Source organism: Herbaspirillum sp. ST 5-3 (assembly GCF_004804275.1).
Classification (GTDB): Bacteria; Pseudomonadota; Gammaproteobacteria; order Burkholderiales; family Burkholderiaceae_D; genus Noviherbaspirillum.
The window spans coordinates 54,149-72,568 of sequence record NZ_STGI01000004.1 but is presented as its reverse complement, the minus strand read 5'-3'; the positions used below and the strand labels follow the sequence as shown (position 1 = coordinate 72,568).

The following is an 18,420-nucleotide window of genomic DNA, read 5'->3' as shown; positions in this document are numbered from 1 at the left end:
GGAGACACGAGGGAATGAATAGATATTTCCGTATCAGCCCGGTTACCCGCCTCAGCCTCGGGATCATTTGCCTGATATTTGCGCTGGTGCTGGTGTTCGATTCCTTTTTCTTTCTGCTGCCGAGCAGGCAGGCGCAGCAGGCCAACGCGCGCAGCTTCGGCAGCCGCGTGATCGGCGACCAGGTTGGTGCGCTGCTGGCCCGTGGCGATCGACAGGCCTTGCAGGACATGGTCGATCGGCTCACTACCGGCAGCTCGGAAATCGATTCGATCGGCATCCGGCGCGTGGACTCAACCCTGGTTGCAGCCAGTCGCAATCATTTGTCACGCTGGACATCGTCGCAGTCGGAGACTTCGTCGCCAACGCGTGTGGCCGTGCCCTTGTTTGCCGACAAGGCGCGATGGGGCGAGGTGGAACTGGTTTTCGCCGATCACAGCCCGAGGACCATCACCGACGTGCTGCGCGAGCCGTCCATGCTGTTCCTCCTGTTGCTGGCATCACTGGGCTTTGTGCTGGTCTATGGCTACCTGCGCCGCGCCCTGCATTATCTCGATCCCTCCTATTCGGTTCCGCAACGTGTTCGAACGGCGTTCGACACCTTGACGGAAGCGGTACTGATTCTGAACGCCAAAGGCCAGATCATGCTGGCAAACGCGATGTTCCTGGAACTCGCGGGAGGCAGGGGCGAGCAGTTGGAAGGAAAGACGGTCGCGCAACTCGGCTGGCTCACGGCCGGCCTGAACAGCGATGGTAGTGCGGAGGAATATCCGTGGCAGCATGCGCTGCGCACCAACCGGACGGTGCAGGGACGCAGCCTCAAGGTCAAGCTGCCGGATGGTCGTCGTCACGAACTGATCATGAACTGTTCGGTGATCAACGATGGCAGCGGGGTGGCGCGGGGATGCCTGGTCACGCTGGACGATGTGACGCAACTCAGTGAAGCCAATACAAAACTGCAAAACGCTCTGCATGACCTCGAGCGTTCACGGGACCAGATACAACAGCAGAACGCGGAACTGCAAAAACATGCGCATCATGATCATTTGACCGGCTGCCTCAACCGCAGGGCGTTTTTCGCACAGGCGGAGTCGGTCCATCAGAGCAGTATTGAAGCCGACGGGGATCTGTTCTGCATCATGGCGGACATCGACCATTTCAAGTCCTTTAACGACACCTATGGTCATGCGGTCGGCGACCTTGTGATTCAGGAGGTCGCTGCTGCAGTACGGCGTTCATTGCGTAGCGGCGACCTGTTTTGCCGTTATGGTGGTGAAGAGTTCTGTATCTTGCTGAGCAAGACCGACGAGAGCACCGGCCTGGAAATCGCCGAACGCATACGCACCCGCATCCAGGAAGAGGCAGGGCCGGGTGTGCGCTCGGTGCACGGATTGCGTATTACCGCCAGCCTGGGAATCTCCAGCTTGAAGAGAGCGGGCGACTATCTGTCACTTCCTGAATTGATCGATCAGGCCGATCGCGGACTCTATGTGGCCAAGAATGCTGGGCGAAACCGGGTTGCGCAGGACGACGGCACGATTCACTTTGGAGACGTTGCCGCTGCAACTGTCGCATGCTGATGCGGATATCCGCTGCATCCTTGTCGCAGCTTGGCGTCATTCTTTGCACTTGCCCTTTGGCTTCAGCGCCGCGATGCTTCGACGCGCATGCATCACCGGCTGTCACAGCCTGACCCATTCCACCTTCCCCCTTTACGCACAGACTTCCTCTCCGGCGGTGCCGACCGATAAATAGAGCGAAAGCCACAATCGTATCAATCCCGGCACACGCGGTATCACAAGCTGAGTTGAGGGCCTGACAAACTCTGCCGCAGAGAAATGGCAGAACGATTAATGCAAGTGCCGCACTCTCTTATTCAGCTTGGATGAGAGCGGACTGCACACACAGGTTGTCTCCTCGGCGAAGGTGGTTGGCGTAACACGCCGGCTTTTTCAGCCGTTCAATCCTGGGTGCCTGACTGAAAGGGCGCCCAGGATTTTTTTCGCTTGTTCGCACTGATGGCGGAAACGACCGCCTCGGATTTCAACCACCGTCGCGCAAGCGCGCTAGCCGGAGCTTCCATAGGCCTGAAACATATCGCGAGGCGGCAAACGGGTGGCGGACAGGACCCGCGCCTGCGATGGAGCGCGAGACCCGGTTCACCGCGGCACCTGGCGCCTAAAAGCCAGTCTTGAACTCATGTCCGAGCACACCCTTCACCTCCGCAATTTCATTTCTTAACTGGGCTGCTTGCGCCTCGGTGGGATGTGCCACTGTTTCGACCAATCTGATAACATTTCTTACGCCATTTAGACCGATAACATTGTCGGCACTCAGCTCAATTTGACCGAAACGAAGATTGTCCTCCTCCCGAAGTCCACTTCGCAACGTCGTTGTGAGGCTAACGTTGTTATGGAGCAGATCTTTAAATTCGGCAAGCGAGCAGCTCGTGACGGCGGGATCTTTCTTGTTTAGCTTGAAGTGAACGCGTTCCGGCACCGGACGCCGATTCTCGAGAGCAGCGTCGATTTGATTCAAAACCTGCAACGACATCTTGACAAATTTGCGGTTCAGCTTCTGCACCGGGTTATCGCGCATGGCTTTCTCGCTCTGGGCATAGCTGTCTCCAACGATTTCCGCGGGCGTTCGGCGTTCCGCCCGGCGGGTAGGAAACAGCAATTCATGGGCTTGCTGAACATAGGTTTCTCTTTGCAGCGCTAACAGCAGTGGCTCCACCGAATAGGGGCCTTCCCGCTCGTTCCCGTACTTTGCTGGAGCCGCTTGGTTCCGCCTTTGGATAAATCCATCGAGATTAACCCCGAGATTTTCAGTGTTCCATATGACAGTACTCGGAACCCGCCCATCCCTTTCGATGACCCGTGCATTTTCCTCCTGCTCGTTGTGTCCCCGAATCGGCAGCAACATTATCTCGGCCTTGGCTTCGGCGTGCTTGGCCAGGAAGGCAAACTCACCGACGGTGCCAGCGCCCGCCGTCGTGATTGCATCCGCATCGGCAAGGGTCGCGATCCGCATCGCATTTCCCTGTTGAAGTGCATCCTTTCCGCAAAAGACGAACAAGGTATTTCTATAAGCGGGGTTGTTTCCGCGTTCGGGGTCAAGCTGGCTGACGATGTGGCTGGCGATTTGGTTGGTATTATTATGTGCGTAGACATACACGATATTCCGCACATCGTTGGCATTCAAAAGGTCGCGGTGGGAAAGAATGCCTTGCACTTGAGCGCGCCCACCCGGATCTCCAATCGGATTACCATGATCCATGAGGTGCTGACTCATCATTCGAAGTGCGTCTTCTTTGGTCGTATCCGGGGTCAGGCCATGTGCAGTGGCGATCTCGTGGAGGTCCTTGAACGGATTCTTGTCGCCAAGGCCGATATGTGAAACACGCTCTCCCATGCCGCTGAGAACCTTTGCCAGAAAAGCCTTTTCGGGCAGTAGATTGTCACCCGCATGGCGTGGGTCTGTGCTGATCATGATCCCATGGTTTTGCTGATCCAGCCTGTGATCATCGCGAACTCCGACTTGCCTCGCCGCCTTCTGCAGCGCAGGATCCATATCCGTCAACACTTTGACCTTGTATTCAATAGGATGATTGAGGCGGGGGCGGCGGTGGGGGCGGCCACCATCAGCGGCATCCGGCTCCTCTGGAGTGATTGTTTCACGTATTGTCGTCATCAAATCCTTCGCCGAAATTGAAACATGTTGCAGCTCCTGCCAATTGATGCTTTCGGGGCCTGTATATAAACCGGCATCCAGAACGGTTGCCGTAGCGGCGTCCGGGCGGTTCGGCATGTCGGCAAGGCGGTCGAGAATTCGCGGGTCGTCGGAACTTCCATCTTCCCTCAGGTACCCGATCACAGACTTGTCAGCCTCCGCGACGACAACATTGATGCCACGTCGGTTCAGTGTACTGGCGAGATTCTCCAGTTCGTCGGGCCGGTTCACTGGGTTGCCGTTCTTTTCCCATTTCTGCGGCACGTGCAAGACAACCGTGCTGCCTTGCGCCAAAGTGCCTCTTTCGGCCGCCATCTCGATAACATCGAGCATACGCGCCGTATGTCCGCCGCCTGTCGGGGAATAGCCTGCGACGAGAATGGTGGTATCTCGGCCGCGGGCTGCCTGTTTCAGCGCGGTTTTAACGTCGGGTGCCAAGCCGGAACCCCTGTCGATGCTTGCTTTCTGGATTTTCTCCGCGAGCGCGGGGTTTGAGAGGATGGGCTCCGAAAAGGCTCTCTTCATGTTGTGCACAACCGGCGCATGTTGTGTGAGGACGGGCTGCGGAAGGGCTCTCTTCATAGGTGGTTTTCCTTTCTAACGCACATGGGGTCCAAGTTGCCGCTGCCTGCCGGCGCTCAGCTTGGGTTCGAACGGCCGTGGCCGTTACCGTGAGTGTTCCGCGATGGACCGCGGTTCCGGTCAGTGCTACCGAGGTATTTGTGGGGGAGGGGCGGCATCGTGCCAGGGGAAAAACAGGCAGTGTCGCTATGGAAGTCCGGTCTGTTCTCGCGATGGTTAGACGGACAGGAGCGTTATCGCCCCTCGGGCGGGAATGAAGTCGGCCGACTTCTCGTCGGCCGGGATAGGGTTCAATGCGGTCCGCCTGGCTCGGAAGACCGCAACTCTCGTCGACGATGTACTTAGCTATCGCATGCGAACCGGTAGGTATCGTCCAGTTTCAGCGGTAGTACCAAGGTACGGACGTTCGCAGACTTCGCTGTCTTGCAAAGGGACGCCTGGCCGCCTGGCGTGCGATAGACGCTCGCGTATTCCGCATTGAATACCGGCTTTCCCTGGCTGGTGAATGCGGTGTATGCGCCGCATTCGTCATACTCGAAACATTGTTCGTTCACGGCGAAATCGAAATGCGAAATGAGATCCGTCACTTGATCAACGTCGTTCTTCAGGGCGACTGCCAGGCCACGCGCATGCGCCTCGGCCGCGAGAAATTTGTTGTAGTCGAGCTGGGTGGCTGCGTTTAGCGGGAACCCGGGATGATTGGTATAGCCGTCGACATTGTCCGGCTCTACGCCGTCGCACCCCTTGGATTTGGCAAGATCCAGGCGCTTTTTCATGATCGCACGCACGTTCGCCGAACGTGTGTCGAGCCATCGTTCCCCCGGCCAGCCGTCGAGCCCATTGCCCATATCGTTGGCAGCAAACTGGCTAAAGTCGGGTCGCCAGTCTTCCGAGCTTCCGGCGGAGAAATAGCAGACAACGCGCCGCCCCTGTGCCTTGAGTGAATCGATCGTGGTTTGCGGCGTGTCGAACAGATCGATGTCGTAGACCTTGACCGCATAACTGGTGTTGACTGTTCCTCTCAATTGCCACTGCCATGTGTCGCTGACGTTCGGGACCCATTGCTCGCTATTGGTACCTGCCGGCGTTGGGATTGATGTCGATGGTTCGACTGAAGCCGGCGGTGTCGATGTATCGGTCGAAGTCGCCGGTGTCGATTGTGCTGGTGTACTCGGAGTGGCGGTGGGTGTTGTCGCCGCTGAGACCGACGAGGAGGTGGCAGCCGGAGGCGCCGAATCCGTGGAACCGCCGCCACAGGCCGCCAGTGCGCTCATGCACAGGACGGCGAGAGCGTAGCCTGCCATTCCGGCGGGTTTGCCGGGTTTGGATTTGGCATCCGGATGCTCAGGCAAGCAGATTCTCGTTGCAATCTCTGGTTTGCGCTTTGTGTCCAACAATCTGATAGCTGGATTTCTTTTCAACTGATCGGTCATGAGTATCCTTTGAAAACCGGTTTGTAATGAAGGGTGGGCGCCTCGTCGCATTCGTGATGAAGACGCATCTTTCAGGTTCGATTACTTCCTCCCGTTCGAACTTCTTGTATCTCTCTGTGCCAGATAAAACTCGCCTGGCCGCGTAGCGCATGTCTGCGCGTTCTCTTTCCGGACCTTTTTTCGAAGATGCAACCCACTCTCTACTGAGGCCATCGACAAAATGGGAAAGATGGGGTGACGTGATTGCGCAGGCGTTTGCGGCCTGGCGTCGATGCCGTTACTGATCCGGCCGAGCGTGTTTGCCCTATTCTTGCTCTCCTTGAAGGGGAGAGCGTGGCAAACGCGGGCCGGATCAATCGTTGCCAACACAGCGAATCGTAGGTGGTACTGGCGAATTCAAAGTTCTCGGGTCGGAGAAAATTGGGTAACGCTTTGTAAATTCGTGATCTTCATTGAATCGGGAACCGGAGTCGCAGGACATCCACTCATCCCTGACCAAACCACCTCGGGGCAGAACGAGTCACATCGCCAGGGAGGCAGGGGAGGTTGACCTGCATTCACTCGTCATTGGTAAAGATTCGCATGTTGACCAATACCTTTCTTGATTGGTGGTTTTCACCGTGGAGCTATTCCAGGACCGGGCTATCCGATCTGGAAGCGCGGAGCTTGCTGTCCAGGCGAGATGGATACAGGCTGTGGTGCGCGCAGTTGGACGTCCCCGCGGATCTTCCCCGGCAGCTTGACCCGGCATGGGAGGTGGTCGCCTTTTCCGATACCAATGCGCTGATCACGGCTGCTCGCCTGTTTGCCGGCCTTGTCGCCATACACCGACGCGGCGACCCCATGATCGACAGCTTGTCATTCTCTGATCGCAAGTGGTGCCTGGGCATTGCGTCGATTCAACCCTTGCGAAGCCGGCAGCAGTTTTTGTTTCAGTCAGAAATGTCCGCCGAAGTCAGCGGGCTGACAACACTGGCGTGGTATTTGCGCCGTGACTTCCCGGGTATGTGGAACCGGTTGCGACTGTTGCTTCCACCAGCACTGTCGGCGGAGGTCAATTACCACTTGCAAATACCGATGACGGAAGAACATCGGGGGCCTCCGGTAACACGGATTCAACGATGCTGGCGGCTTTGCCGGGAGCGGGCAGAGGCGCCTCGCGGCGCTTGAGTTTGCCTGCGCTGATAGGAGGGATGACAGACTGGACGATGTTTCAGCTGCCATTTTTCAGTAGAATGGCCGAAACAAGCAATGGCGATACGATTTCACTGAACACAAGGATCCAGGGTGGAAGCAAATCCTTCCGATGCACCGGGCAGGCTTGACGGCTCGGTCGCCGCTGTCGAACGATTCCTTCGAGAGATGTCTGGCCTGGCCGGGCAGGATAGCGAATCGCGGGTGACGCCGGTTCTTGAATTGCGTTTTGGCGACGTACTAACGCTAAGCTCCGTGATTGCCGATACGGCAGCGCCAGGTTTGGGAATCACGGCATTCCTCCCGAGGCGCTCGCAACCGGATTACGGCTCCATGACTTCTGCTCAGTCGGCCATGCAGCTTTCCTTTGCCGGAGAGACCGAGCTCCTGTGGCATGCGGAAGAGGGGCGTTACGTTCTGACACGCAAGATTCTCCTGACGGATTTCCCCGACGAGCGCAGCGTGCTGGATGCGATCCTGGATACGGCGGACAAGGCATGGGAAATGCATCTTTCCCTTCCGGATGCCGGGAGCAGCAGATAGCTGCATGGCCGACGCATTGCCTGATCCGCGTTCCATTGCATTTACATCGAATGCCGCTGCTGGTCCATGCTGCCGAAATGGGCGCGCACCGCGGTGCGAACCCGAGATACTCTTGAACGCACCGTGCCTACCGGGATCTGCAACTGCGCGGCGGCCTGCTCGTAGGTGGCATCTCCCTCCAGGACGGCTTCGAAGGTGGCGCGAACTTTTGGCGGCAGGCTTTCCAGCAATGCGAGGACCTTGCCTGCAACCTCGCGGTTCTCGATCAGATACGCCGGATCGGCGCCGATGTCGGCGATCTGCTCGATGAAGGCATCATCGACGGTGTCGCACAGGCTTGCGTACTTGCGGCGCTCATGGTTGCGTGCCAGGTTCAAGGCAATGCCGAACAGCCAGGTCGAGGGCTTGGACAAGCCGGCAAAGCGCTGTGCACAGCGCGCCGCTTCGACGAAGGTATTTTGCACGACATCTTCAGCGTCTTCGCTGTTGCGCACATAGCGCTGCACGAAACGCAGCAAGTGCCGATGGTGGTCCCGATACAACTGGTTGAGATCAATGACGACGGAAGAGGCGGGAGCGGCGGCGGTTTCAGTCGAAGCGAACGTATTTGACATGGTGACGATCCTCTCTGGGGATGATGGACTTACCTGTTTCAATCGAGGGCCCTGCGTGTGCTGCAGAGCCCGGCCGTTTCAGTGATTTCACGATAGCAGCAAATTCGCGCCGTCTCGCCGATTGATGACACTTGGTGAGACATTGAAGAATATTGAGAAATCAGGTTGTGAAGAAGACGGCGAGCGCGCCAGGAATGAAGCGCTGCGAAATCGCTCGCCGTGTCGGCATCTGCAGGTACGGGGATCTGTTTTCGGTTTTCGAATTCACCTGACAAGCGCGGAGTCGGGTGACATGATCGCGGTATGAATACGGCCCAATGAATGCGGCCCAATTTTGAGGATGTCATGCATAAGCGGTGAATTAAACCAGGCCGCATGCTGCATGCCTATTCGATCTTCTTCATGCGGTTCAGTGTTCGCCCGCCGCGCGTAAAAATACGCAAGCCGGACCAGCGACTGTGATCCGAACCTGAAGTGACATCGTCCTTGTACTGCCTGAAAACGTCCATCATTGCTGCCTTGTTCTCGGGAGTGAGCGCATGACGGTTTTTGTAGACCAGCTTGATCATGTCCTGCCTTGCCTTCCTGTCGTTGATCCGGGCGAAGTTGGTGGTGGCGGTATCCGGGTATCTTCCCGTGCGGCCGGGTGCGCCGATGACGACTGCCGTGACCATTTTGTTGACCTGCTCCTTGCGCACCGTGCCAAATGCATCGTCGAGAAATTTCAATGCGTGGAGCTGGAAGTTCACGTGATCGAGAAACTGGCCGCGCATCTTTGACTTCATCTTTGGCATATGCGAGGCGAGCGCTTCAACTGCCGCATAACTGTGTTCCGCCTTGAAGTGGCGACCTTCGCGTGCGGGGGAGTTGCTGCAGAACTCGTAGAGGGTAGAGAGCGGAATGCGGCCCGGCGAGTCGCTCGTCAACGAATGAAAAGTCGTGAGGACTCCGGCGGCATGACTGAGGTATTCCTTGCGCTCCTGCAGCGTTTCGGGACGCTTGCCCAGTTTTCGAAGCTGTTTTTTGACCTGATTGTGGAAACAGTTGTAGGCCTCCGCCTTGTTGGCTTCGTTGGTGAAAGAAGAAAAGATCTTTTGGAGATCCTCTCGATGCTGGAGTGTCGGGCTGATGAAGTTGCGATCTTGCAGGTGACGCGTCAGCTTGGCCAGTTTTTGCTGACTGTTGCCGGCGGAAAGAATACTGCGCACCCTGGCCTCGTTGATGTCGGAGATACGGGATTCGAGCTTGCGATAGAAAGCATTGGCTGTTTTTGACTGTTCGAAGGCTGCCCTTTCGGCCTCAGACAAACCTCCCGACTTGTAGAGCATGACCGTCCTCAAGGACGGTTGCGGAAGCGCCTCCAGTTTTTCATCCACGCGGCGGTAGGTATGTTGAACCAGGGCGTCGTCGTCCAGGTGCCGAAGCACCTCCGGCAGCAGGTCCGACTTGCCGGCATCTTCGATGCGATCGAGCAGCGTGTCGATCATCGACTTCTTGTCTTCCGGACTGTGATGATTCGGCGCGAGATAGCGGTAAATTTTCTCCTTGATTTGCAAGTCTTCGCGTGGATGCGAAGGCCCCGGACGGATTTGCGTGAGCCAGGCAGGGGGAGCAAAGGCGGCGGATGTTGTCGCCTGCGTGCCGGCATCCGATCCTGTTCGCCCGGGGCTCCCCATTTTTTCAAATCGCATTTTTCCACTCCATTGATTTATCGCCCGCGCTCCCTGCGCAAGATAAGTCTTCGTGGCAATGGTGTCGCAGCGGGTTCCGACATCGTCGCCGACAAACTCACACAGACAATTGAATCCCGTTCGCCTTCCGGCGAGACACTGGACGAGGTGAGGAAGGTGAGGCTGGATCGGCTCGCAAGCCGGTTTCGACCGCAGCAGATGGAACCGCAATGCCGACTGGAACGACGTATAGGCAAATGCGTGTAGCTTGCCGCACTGTAAGACCCGCTTCGGGTTGCGTCGGCACATCACTCCCACCAACGCAGCAGAAAGCCGCCTATGCCCGACATCGCTGACTCCGCCGAGCGCATCGCCATTGCCAGTCCGCGGACGCCGCGGGCATGTGCCGGAGAGGCGCTTGGACAGAGGCTGGCGGATCTGGCAATGGGTTCGATGACGCTCGACTGGGCTAATCTGTCACGACGGATCGGACGCGGTTGCCGGGCCCGCATACCAAAATTGGGCGAAGACACGATACTTGCCCTTGAACTTGCGAACGAGAGCCAGATCGACTGGTCCGAGTCTGTCGCCATCGAATCGCGGCACGGCACCATCGAGCTTGCCGACGGTTGGCGATTTCTGAGGGCGCTTACGGGCATCGACCTGAGCCATGAGGATCGTTCTCACTATGGACGGTGGCGCTGGCTGGAGGCGGCATTGATTGGTCGCTTGTCTGGCACACCGTTTTCCTGCGCCGAGGGGGTGTTGCAAGGCAGCGATGAGATGGTTGCCAAGGGCGCGGTTTTACGGCTGCGCCTGTTCTCCGGCGATCATGCCATCAGCACCCATGTGCGTGCTGATATCTGTTGCTGGCTCGCGTTGCTCGCCGATGCGACATGGGAACGGGTCATGCTGCCAGTCGAGCGATTCCTCATGCTCCGCCATTCGATGGTGGTTCCTTTTGCGGACCATACCATTTCGGCCGGGGCATTTGATCGCATTGTTGCGGGCGACATCATCTTCCCCGGATACACATGCTTCAACACCGCGGGCGAGGGGCGCATCCGGATCGGGCGCTTAGGCGCCCGCGTTCTTTTTCAGCCAACGGCTTTGTTAAAGGTTATTGCCATGGAAAATATTGTGGAAGCACCGGATCATGACGCAGCCTTGATGCCGGACATTTCGAATGAACTACCTGCGTCGGCTTCCGGAGGAGCGCCGGCTGGCGTTGACGCTTCGGTCCTGGATTCGCTGCCGGTCACCTTGAGTTTTGTGCTCGGTGAAGTGCACCTGCAGATCGCGGATCTGCGAACGATGGGGCCGGGCACCGTGCTTGCATTGAAAAACGTTTCACCATCTTCCGTTTCTGTCCGCGCCGGCGGACGGAATGTCGGATGTGGAGAGATTGTCGACGTGGACGGACAATTGGGCATTCGCATCACGCGGTGGATCGCTGCCTGATGTGCGACCAATACGGTGTGACCGTATTCCCGCGCCGCCTCTGACAACGTCGTGCGCGCTATCCATCCCGGCGATGGAGTGCGAAGCGCGATTGGAACTCTTCTGGTAATCCGATCACTCATTTGCGTTTCGGAAATTTCATGCAAGGAGTCGGCGTGACGCACTGTGATCAAATCGTTGAGGCGACCAGGACAGAGACCGAGTGCTGGTCAAACGACACGGAGAAGGTCTGCGGTAACCCCTCATGCGTGAAACTTGCCAGTAGCCTGCAAAGGGAATTGGACGCCGCGCGCGAGGAAATCGCGCGGCTGCTCGATCAGAGCACGCGGCTGCGCAAGAGTCTGCGCGAACTTACCCGACAAGTCGAGGAAACGCGGCGGCACGCGAATCATGACGAGCTGACCGGCCTGCCCAACCGTAGACTGTTCAAGGATCGCATGCGCCAGGCCTTGGCCCAGGCTGCACGCAAGAACAGGCTTGTGGCGCTGGTACTGGTCGATCTGGACGGCTTTAAGGCCATCAACGATAGCTTCGGCCATTCGGTGGGCGACGAGTTGTTGCGGATCGTGGCGGAGCGACTGAATGGTTCGACCCGGCTGAGCGACACGGCTTGTCGCTATGGCGGCGACGAGTTTGTCGTATTGTTTCCTGACCTGTCCGACAGGGCCTCAGTGGAGGCGGTCACCGCCAAGGTGCGTGCCTGCTTTGACAAACCCTGCGTGCTTGGCGGACGTTCGATCAACGTGAAAGCAAGCATTGGCTGTGCCGTCTATCCTGACGACGCTGAAGACATGGGCGACTTGTTGCATCGCGCAGACAAGGCCATGTATGGCTTCAAGATTGGCGGAGCACGGAAGCGCGATGAAGCGAACGAGGGCATCGCCACCGAATGAATGGAGGTCGTGTTCGGCATTGATGCCGCCTCCGGCGACCTCTTTCTGAAGGAAAATTGACGGTCTTTTCCAGATCAGCTGATGCGATTCAGGTGTGTATTTATCGAGGTCCTGCCCCATTGAATCGCGGTTTTGGAGCGACATAGGCGCGCACCTCGTTTTGCAACAGGCCTTGCGGAGCGACGCTATTCAGGTCGAAGGACGAGATGCCTTTGGCGACCTGAAACTTCCAGGTGAACGCCTTGTCTCCGGCGACGAATCGCACGGTATCGCCTTCGGTTACATTGACATGGCGAGTGTTGGCGCCGAGCGCGATCGTACGCTCCGCCGCTGAGTCCGGGGCGGGATCGCCCAACAGGTCCGCTCGTGGAACTGCGTTCGCAGATGTAAATATTGCCGCAAGGAGGGGCGCAGCAATGGCCGTGATCGGAGACATGATTTTCATGGAAAACTCCTCATGAAAAGGGTTCATGGACGCGAGGTCCATACTTTCACAGTCTAGGTCACTTTCGAAAAAAGTCGCCATGCACCTGAAAATTGCGGCACATTTTTTATCGCGGTGAACGTTTTCCTGGAATTCACCAATTGCCGCGCTCAAAGATTCTGTCGTGAGAGAATGCATCGTCATGCCAATCGTCGGATGACATGTCACTCTGCGGGTGTGCAGACAGGTCGTGGAAGCGGCGCTTATCGCTTCGCATTGAGCATCTCGTGCAGCTCCAGCCGATTGTATGCAGAGCGCATGGCATCTTTCGCGCTGATCAATTTTTTTCCTACGAGCTGCAGCAACACATCGTTGAGGCTACGCGACATGTTGTCTTCCTTCCTCTTCATGAAATCCGCAAGCATATGCAACTTGCCCGGGTCAGAAATATACGGGGCGACTTGTTGGTGATGATTGAAAATCATCTCGCTTGCCAGTACAAAATCGTCACCGCTCTCATTGGGAAGCAGACTCTGGAAAATCACGCTGACAAGCGCATTGGCCAGCGTTGTGCTGCGCTGTGCGCGATGCTCTGCCGGAAAGAAACTGAGGAGCTTCGTGATGGCGCTCGTCGCGCTATTCGTATGCAGGGTTGCCAGGACGAGGTGGCCGGATTCGCCCGCATGCAGAACGGTGTCGGCGGTATCAAAGTCGCGAATCTCGCCGACCATGAGCACATCCGGTTTCTGGCGCAGCGCTTCGCGCAGGCCGGTTGAAAAACTCGCGGTATCGGTCGGCACTTCCTTCTGCGAAATGATGGATTGCTTGCGTTCGAGCTGGTATTCGATCGGCGCCTCGATGGTCACGATATGGCCGCTGCGCGTGGCGTTGAGGTAGTCGAGCATGGACGCAATGGTGGTCGTCTTGCCGGATCCGGTCGGTCCCGTGACCAGGATGATTCCACGGGTTGCGTCCAGCATCGACTTGACGTAACTCGGGAGTCCTGTCTTGTCCAGGGGGAGAGGATCTACCGGCAGCCGGCGGATCGAAATCGCCACCTTCTCACCGCTTGAAAGTCGATAGACGTTGCAGCGCAGACGACAGTCCCGCAACACCAGCGGTCGATCGATGGCGCCATCGATGATCTTGTCTTCCCAATCCTCGTCGATTGCATTCAGCAAGGGTGTCATCGCCTCGATGCTCACCGTCCCGATATCGGACTGCTGCCATCCGCGCGGCGTCTTGATCATGACTGGCGCGTCCTGTTCGACATGGATATCGGAAAAAACCTGACCTGCACCGAGCAGGAACGTGATCTCCGACAGGAAGTCGGTCGTATTGGAAGTGTGTCTGGTCATGGTTGTCTTCCAGTCAGCGAGGTTGGGAAAGCGCGCGCCCAAGTTGGACAGGCGTGCACTTTAGAGGATTGTACTAATGATGGCAACGAAGATGCTCAACAAATATTACATGTCGTTTCAATTCCTAGTGGAGAGCAGTTTCGCCTGCGAGCGACTAATGAGAGTGATTGCATCGCCAGAAAATGTGCACTATTGGAGAGGATCGATCAAGTCCGGGTAGGGGGCCACCGCAGAGAATGTATGCCGTCCGAAATCGCAGTAAGGATGGCGTAAACCTGACCTGCTTTCATGTCGCATCTTTTGCAAATAAGTTAACTATGCAAGTCAGTCATCACCGTGTTTGTTCGCGTATTCGCATGCCTTGTGCGCCGTTGTCGATACCGGCATATCGAAGAAAGACATATCGACGAACGCCGATGGGCGGGCTCGTGAAGTGCAATGTGCGCGTTCGTGTTTCTCATACTTCTGTATGTGGTGAGATTCGCCAAATCGCCGCCGCACAAGATACTGCCAGTGCTATTCTTTGGACAAACCAATAACTTAGGGAGGCAACTGCAGGAGTCGGGCACTGCGTTACGCGCAGCGCTGTAATTCCGGCAGGTGAAGGTCATGGGTATTGCGGGTTATATTCGCAACGATGCAGTTTATCGGCAGATTGAAACAGCGCTATCGCGCTCCGGATTTACCTGTGAAAGGTTCTTGTCCGAAGCGGCGCTCCTGCGTTCCGTCCGCAGGCGCAGCTTCGCTCTCATTTTGATCGATCTCGGCGTCGATGCGCACGACGGCGAAAGCATCTTCACCTGGTTGAACTGTCGCTCCGGGGACGACACGCCGGTAATGGCCTTGTCCCTGACCCGCAGCGCAGATCTGATCGCCATGACGCTGAACGCCGGGGCAGATGAATTCATTACCCTGCCGTTTGAAACCGTCGAATTTGTGGCACGCATGAATGCCTTGCTCCGGCGCAGCAAGCGCAGCGCCACGAGGCGGTCGATCGAGCTGGCCGGCTTCGCGATCGATCGCGAGGCCAACACCTTCACCTACCAGGGAAATCCGATCGAGCTGACTCCGCGCGAGTTCACGATGGCCTGGTTGTTCTTCTCCACACCGAACGTCTATATCTCACGCGAGCGTATCGGAAGCGCGATCTGGGGAACGGGGAGTGATATCGCCGGCCGCACGATTGAACAACACGTCTACAAACTGCGGCGCAAACTGGAACTGGGTGTCGAGCGCGGCGTGATCATTCGTACCGCGTACAGTCATGGCTACCGGCTTGAAGTCTGCAAGCCGGCCGTGATTGACGGCGTGCTGCAGAACGCGTGAGCATCAGTTTGCAGGCTGCGCTCCGCGCACCTGTCCCTTTGCTGTGCCATTGGCGCGGGAAGCGCCGTCAAGGATATTCTATCCGTCGAAATGATTTGGTCGGTCTACTTGCGAGCAGCGCGCGTTTCGGCACTGGCTGCCGGCAAAAGGTTCTTGTAGACCTTCCAGGCGTAGCGCTGACGCAGCGTCGGTTTGCTTGAATTGTAGGCTCCGACCGCTTCCCAGGAATTCCCGAGGCGCTGCATGTTCTGCGCCAGAATCCAGGCGCCGACATAAATGTTCACGCAGGGTTGTCGAAGCCTTTGTTCATCCACCCCATATTTGCGCAGAGTGGGGAGCCAGCTGCTGTTGATCTGCATGAGGCCGATGTCGTACGAGCCGTTCTTGTTGCGATTGACGGCATTCGGATTGAGGCCCGACTCCGTCTTTGCAATCGCGTAGAGGACGTGCGCATTGACGCCGTAATGGGCAGCGGCGTCCTCCCAGCATGCGATGGCTTTGCCCGGCAGTGCCATGATCGCCAGAAGAGCCGCTGCGCTCAAAAATGCCCGATCGATCATGGCGCCAACTGGTTGTTCTGATAGTGGAAGGTATGGTCTCCGGCGCAGTTCATCGTAATGCCGTTCGCGTCCACAATCGTCGTGCCGACCGGCCATTGATAGTAAGTAGACCCATCCGCAGCCGTGAAGGGTCCAATATGGCAAGCGGAACCAGCGACCAGATAAGTATTTCCATACAGGCCATCGGACAAACTCAGAGCGCCAGCAGCGACTTCTTGTGTGGCTACCACCTCGTTGCCGTGTACCTTGTTTGCCGCAATCATGTCGTAGCCTGCCATGACGTTTTTGTCGGCAAGCAGATTCGTGGCGGTTTTGATTTCGCCGGTTGCGGCGATGGTGCCGACGTCAAGTTTGCCGGGTACTCTCAGGTTGCCATCCTGGTCTACCGCCAATGCTGTCCAGCCCGACCCGGTATAAGTGAAGGCCCGCTTAAGATCCGATATCATGCGGACTTCTCCTACGGTCGGGTTGGTCAGTGCAGTAAGTGCTGCATAGCTGGGCATCGGTGCCTTCCACATTGTCATCGATGCCCAGTTTCCGGTTCCGCTGTCGCAATACATAAGATTGTTCGACGCATCCGCTGCAAGGGCTGCGGCGGATGTGTCGCAAGCCGCGCCTTCCGTGACGACGGCCGCGGATCCGAGCCGCAGGGGCGTGTTCATCTGGTTCAGGTCCGGCCTTCCTGGAACCGCGCTGCGATACAGGTATTCGGTCAGCAATTGATCCGGACCATCGAAGAAGAGCGCTGACGCGAGGCTGCCTTGTCCAGCCACGTTCCCGGAACAGCTCGCGCTCTGAAAATCGGCCAGCGTCGGGCTCGTCGTACCATCGATTTGCCAGGACCCGAAAGCGCCTTGCGCGGCATTGGGAGTGCGTGCTGTGATGGCGCCGGCGCCTTTGCCCGCGTTGGCGGCGACGACGGAGATCTCGCCGTCCGGGATGCGCTGGCCAGCGCTTCCCTCGGTCACCACAAGCGCGTTCAACACATAAACGGTATTGGCGCCGCTCGTTCTGGTATCAGCCCGGAAAAGAAGGCAGGGCGTCTGTCCATAGGCGTTGGTCGCCTGGAAGCCGTTCGGAAGAAAGCCGCTTGCGACCAGTGTGGACATAGGGATTGCTGTTGTCACCGTCGTATTCGCAGCCGTGGCCAGGGCGCCATAGTTCTCGCTGATATACTTGGCTGCCGCATCCGTGACTTGCGCTTGATAGGCAGCGGCCTGCTGGGCTTTCACATCCTTGATGGATGTATCCACCATGGCGGTCAGTCCAAGCAGCATGGCCGCGCCAATAGCGAGCGAGGCAAGAAGCTCGATGAGTGTGAAACCGTGCTCGTTACGTTTCATCATGGTAGGGACCCTCAGTTGATCATGGCGACCCAGACGGGGCTGCCGTCCGGAATCGACACGCTGCCGGCGTCCGGCAGTGGTATGTTTGTCTGGCCCAGGACCGGGGAATGCAAGGTGGTATCGCCGGTTCGAAAGACGCCGGTCAGAACCGATTTGCGAGAGAGACGGACGATATCGTCAGTGATGTTGCGTGGTGGCCGAGGAAGTTGGTCAGAAACCGCTGCGGCGAAGATATAAATCGTGCCGTCGTTTGCGCGGAAGTTGTTCCACAAATCCGCCGGCGCCTGCGGCGACCATGCCGGAAAATCGTTGTTCGCGATCAGAGCGTCAGTCGATACCGTTCCGAACTGCGCAGGGTTCGCAGTGAAATATCTGACGACCGCATCCCGATAGACGGCCATGCTGTCAGCCTGATACACGCTCCTGTTTTGTTCGGCAGTCGATACGTTGCGCTCGGTTTGCATGGAATAGAAGCTCATCAGCGCGGCGAGTACGGCCGCCACCATTACGTTCCACATTTCTTCATCCCTGCGTCGCGTTGTTCAATTGATTGCTGGATGCGGATGTCCTGATTCGAGGCTAATAAATCTTCGTTAGCCGATACGGCTAATTGGTAGTGCCTTGGGTGATCCGCCAGACATGTGTGGCATGAGGCCCCGGATAGTTGCGCTGCCTGGCGGCTTCGTTACACTTGATTCAACAGCGAATCAACTTGCGGTAAACGAAAAGTTGTTGGTAGCACCGCACGCGGCTGCTGCGGCCGCGGGAGTGACAGGCAGGGGGATAGCATTATTTCCAATGGCCACGGTTGTCCAACCGTTTGTACTGAGAAGAATGCCGACGCAAGCCTCCTGTGGAACGTTTGGATAGGCGATGGTAAATGTGGCGCCGCCTCCAGTAACAGTCACCGCGCCTCCCCACGCATTGCTGGCGGTTACGACATTGTTGGCCGTGGTGTGTGCCAGGGTGGCCGGTATCAGATTGGCCGCATCGAGATCATTGAGCAGATTCGCGTTAGCTGTATATCCGCCGCCTTGTCCCATATAAAGCTTCTTGATGACGGTGCGCAGGGAAGCGAGCTGTTCCGTGGTCTGGTTGGTTTGAGCGCTGCTGAACGCCCCCGTCAAAAGCGACACCGCTCCAAGAATGACAATGGCCGCGATACCCAGGTAGGCGATACCTTCAAGGAGCGATGCGCCGCGCTGGTGGCGGAGCTGTTTGGGCGCAATGTCATTCCCGCAAAATACTTTTCTCATGACTTTCTCCTTACATGTTTGACGTTATGGG

16 protein-coding genes are annotated in these 18,420 nt (G+C 57.3%); 6 read left to right on the top strand and 10 right to left on the bottom strand.

Annotation, left to right across the window (positions count from 1 at the left end):
• Positions 1 to 14 precede the first annotated feature (14 nt).
• Positions 15 to 1,577: a diguanylate cyclase gene (locus tag E6W33_RS09645; RefSeq protein ID WP_136416933.1), complete on the top strand. Its 1,563-nt coding sequence runs from the start codon at positions 15 to 17 to the stop codon at positions 1,575 to 1,577.
• Between the two features lie 598 nt (positions 1,578 to 2,175).
• Here E6W33_RS09645 and E6W33_RS09640 read toward each other — a convergent pair.
• Both E6W33_RS09640 and E6W33_RS09635 read right to left on the bottom strand, forming a co-directional pair.
• Positions 2,176 to 4,311, bottom strand: a complete 2,136-nt coding sequence (locus E6W33_RS09640; RefSeq protein ID WP_136416931.1) for a UDP-N-acetylglucosamine--N-acetylmuramyl-(pentapeptide) pyrophosphoryl-undecaprenol N-acetylglucosamine transferase — start codon at positions 4,309 to 4,311, stop codon at positions 2,176 to 2,178.
• A 341-nt stretch (positions 4,312 to 4,652) separates the two neighbouring features.
• Entirely contained in the window at positions 4,653 to 5,663 is a 1,011-nt protein-coding gene (locus tag E6W33_RS09635; protein WP_348983156.1) for an endo alpha-1,4 polygalactosaminidase, read from the bottom strand.
• A gap of 663 nt (positions 5,664 to 6,326) precedes the next feature.
• On the opposite strand from E6W33_RS09635, the gene E6W33_RS09630 reads away from it, so the two are divergent.
• On the top strand, positions 6,327 to 6,914 hold the full coding sequence (locus E6W33_RS09630) for a hypothetical protein (RefSeq protein WP_136416929.1): 588 nt from the start codon (positions 6,327 to 6,329) through the stop codon (positions 6,912 to 6,914).
• Positions 6,915 to 7,031: 117 nt separating this feature from the next.
• Positions 7,032 to 7,481 (top strand): hypothetical protein, encoded by a 450-nt coding sequence (locus E6W33_RS09625; RefSeq protein WP_136416927.1) that lies wholly within the window; start codon positions 7,032 to 7,034, stop codon positions 7,479 to 7,481.
• Between the two features lie 41 nt (positions 7,482 to 7,522).
• Here E6W33_RS09625 and E6W33_RS09620 read toward each other — a convergent pair whose 3' ends face one another.
• Both E6W33_RS09620 and E6W33_RS09615 read right to left on the bottom strand, forming a co-directional pair.
• Positions 7,523 to 8,095: an RNA polymerase sigma factor gene (locus E6W33_RS09620; protein WP_136416925.1), complete on the bottom strand. Its 573-nt coding sequence runs from the start codon at positions 8,093 to 8,095 to the stop codon at positions 7,523 to 7,525.
• 386 nt (positions 8,096 to 8,481) lie between these two features.
• On the bottom strand, positions 8,482 to 9,786 hold the full coding sequence (locus tag E6W33_RS09615; protein WP_136416923.1) for a hypothetical protein: 1,305 nt from the start codon (positions 9,784 to 9,786) through the stop codon (positions 8,482 to 8,484).
• Positions 9,787 to 10,104: 318 nt separating this feature from the next.
• On the opposite strand from E6W33_RS09615, the gene E6W33_RS09610 reads away from it, so the two are divergent.
• Both E6W33_RS09610 and E6W33_RS09605 read left to right on the top strand, forming a co-directional pair.
• Entirely contained in the window at positions 10,105 to 11,226 is a 1,122-nt protein-coding gene (locus E6W33_RS09610; protein ID WP_136416921.1) for a FliM/FliN family flagellar motor switch protein, read from the top strand.
• A gap of 155 nt (positions 11,227 to 11,381) precedes the next feature.
• Positions 11,382 to 12,119 (top strand): diguanylate cyclase, encoded by a 738-nt coding sequence (locus E6W33_RS09605; RefSeq protein WP_168798595.1) that lies wholly within the window; start codon positions 11,382 to 11,384, stop codon positions 12,117 to 12,119.
• Positions 12,120 to 12,219: 100 nt separating this feature from the next.
• Here E6W33_RS09605 and E6W33_RS27515 read toward each other — a convergent pair whose 3' ends face one another.
• Together E6W33_RS27515 and E6W33_RS09595 are read right to left on the bottom strand one after the other, a co-directional pair.
• Entirely contained in the window at positions 12,220 to 12,747 is a 528-nt protein-coding gene (locus E6W33_RS27515) for a CzcE family metal-binding protein (RefSeq protein WP_247869600.1), read from the bottom strand.
• 59 nt (positions 12,748 to 12,806) lie between these two features.
• A complete protein-coding gene (locus tag E6W33_RS09595; RefSeq protein ID WP_136416917.1) occupies positions 12,807 to 13,901 on the bottom strand; it encodes an ATPase, T2SS/T4P/T4SS family in 1,095 nt (364 codons plus the stop codon).
• A 609-nt stretch (positions 13,902 to 14,510) separates the two neighbouring features.
• Here E6W33_RS09595 and E6W33_RS09590 point away from each other — a divergent pair.
• Positions 14,511 to 15,227 (top strand): response regulator transcription factor, encoded by a 717-nt coding sequence (locus E6W33_RS09590; protein WP_136416915.1) that lies wholly within the window; start codon positions 14,511 to 14,513, stop codon positions 15,225 to 15,227.
• A gap of 104 nt (positions 15,228 to 15,331) precedes the next feature.
• Here E6W33_RS09590 and E6W33_RS09585 read toward each other — a convergent pair whose 3' ends face one another.
• From E6W33_RS09585 to E6W33_RS09570, 4 genes are all read right to left on the bottom strand, one after another.
• A complete protein-coding gene (locus E6W33_RS09585; protein WP_136416912.1) occupies positions 15,332 to 15,787 on the bottom strand; it encodes a lytic transglycosylase domain-containing protein in 456 nt (151 codons plus the stop codon).
• Entirely contained in the window at positions 15,784 to 17,133 is a 1,350-nt protein-coding gene (gene pilV, locus E6W33_RS09580; RefSeq protein ID WP_136417441.1) for a shufflon system plasmid conjugative transfer pilus tip adhesin PilV, read from the bottom strand. Before pilV ends, E6W33_RS09585 begins: the two co-directional genes overlap by 4 nt.
• Positions 17,134 to 17,144: 11 nt before the next feature.
• Positions 17,145 to 17,651: a type IV pilus biogenesis protein PilM gene (pilM, locus tag E6W33_RS09575; protein WP_136416910.1), complete on the bottom strand. Its 507-nt coding sequence runs from the start codon at positions 17,649 to 17,651 to the stop codon at positions 17,145 to 17,147.
• Positions 17,652 to 17,840: 189 nt separating this feature from the next.
• The gene (locus E6W33_RS09570) at positions 17,841 to 18,389 is read right to left on the bottom strand and encodes a type 4 pilus major pilin (protein ID WP_136416908.1); all 549 of its coding nucleotides are present in this window, start codon (positions 18,387 to 18,389) and stop codon (positions 17,841 to 17,843) included.
• Positions 18,390 to 18,420: the final 31 nt, after the last annotated feature.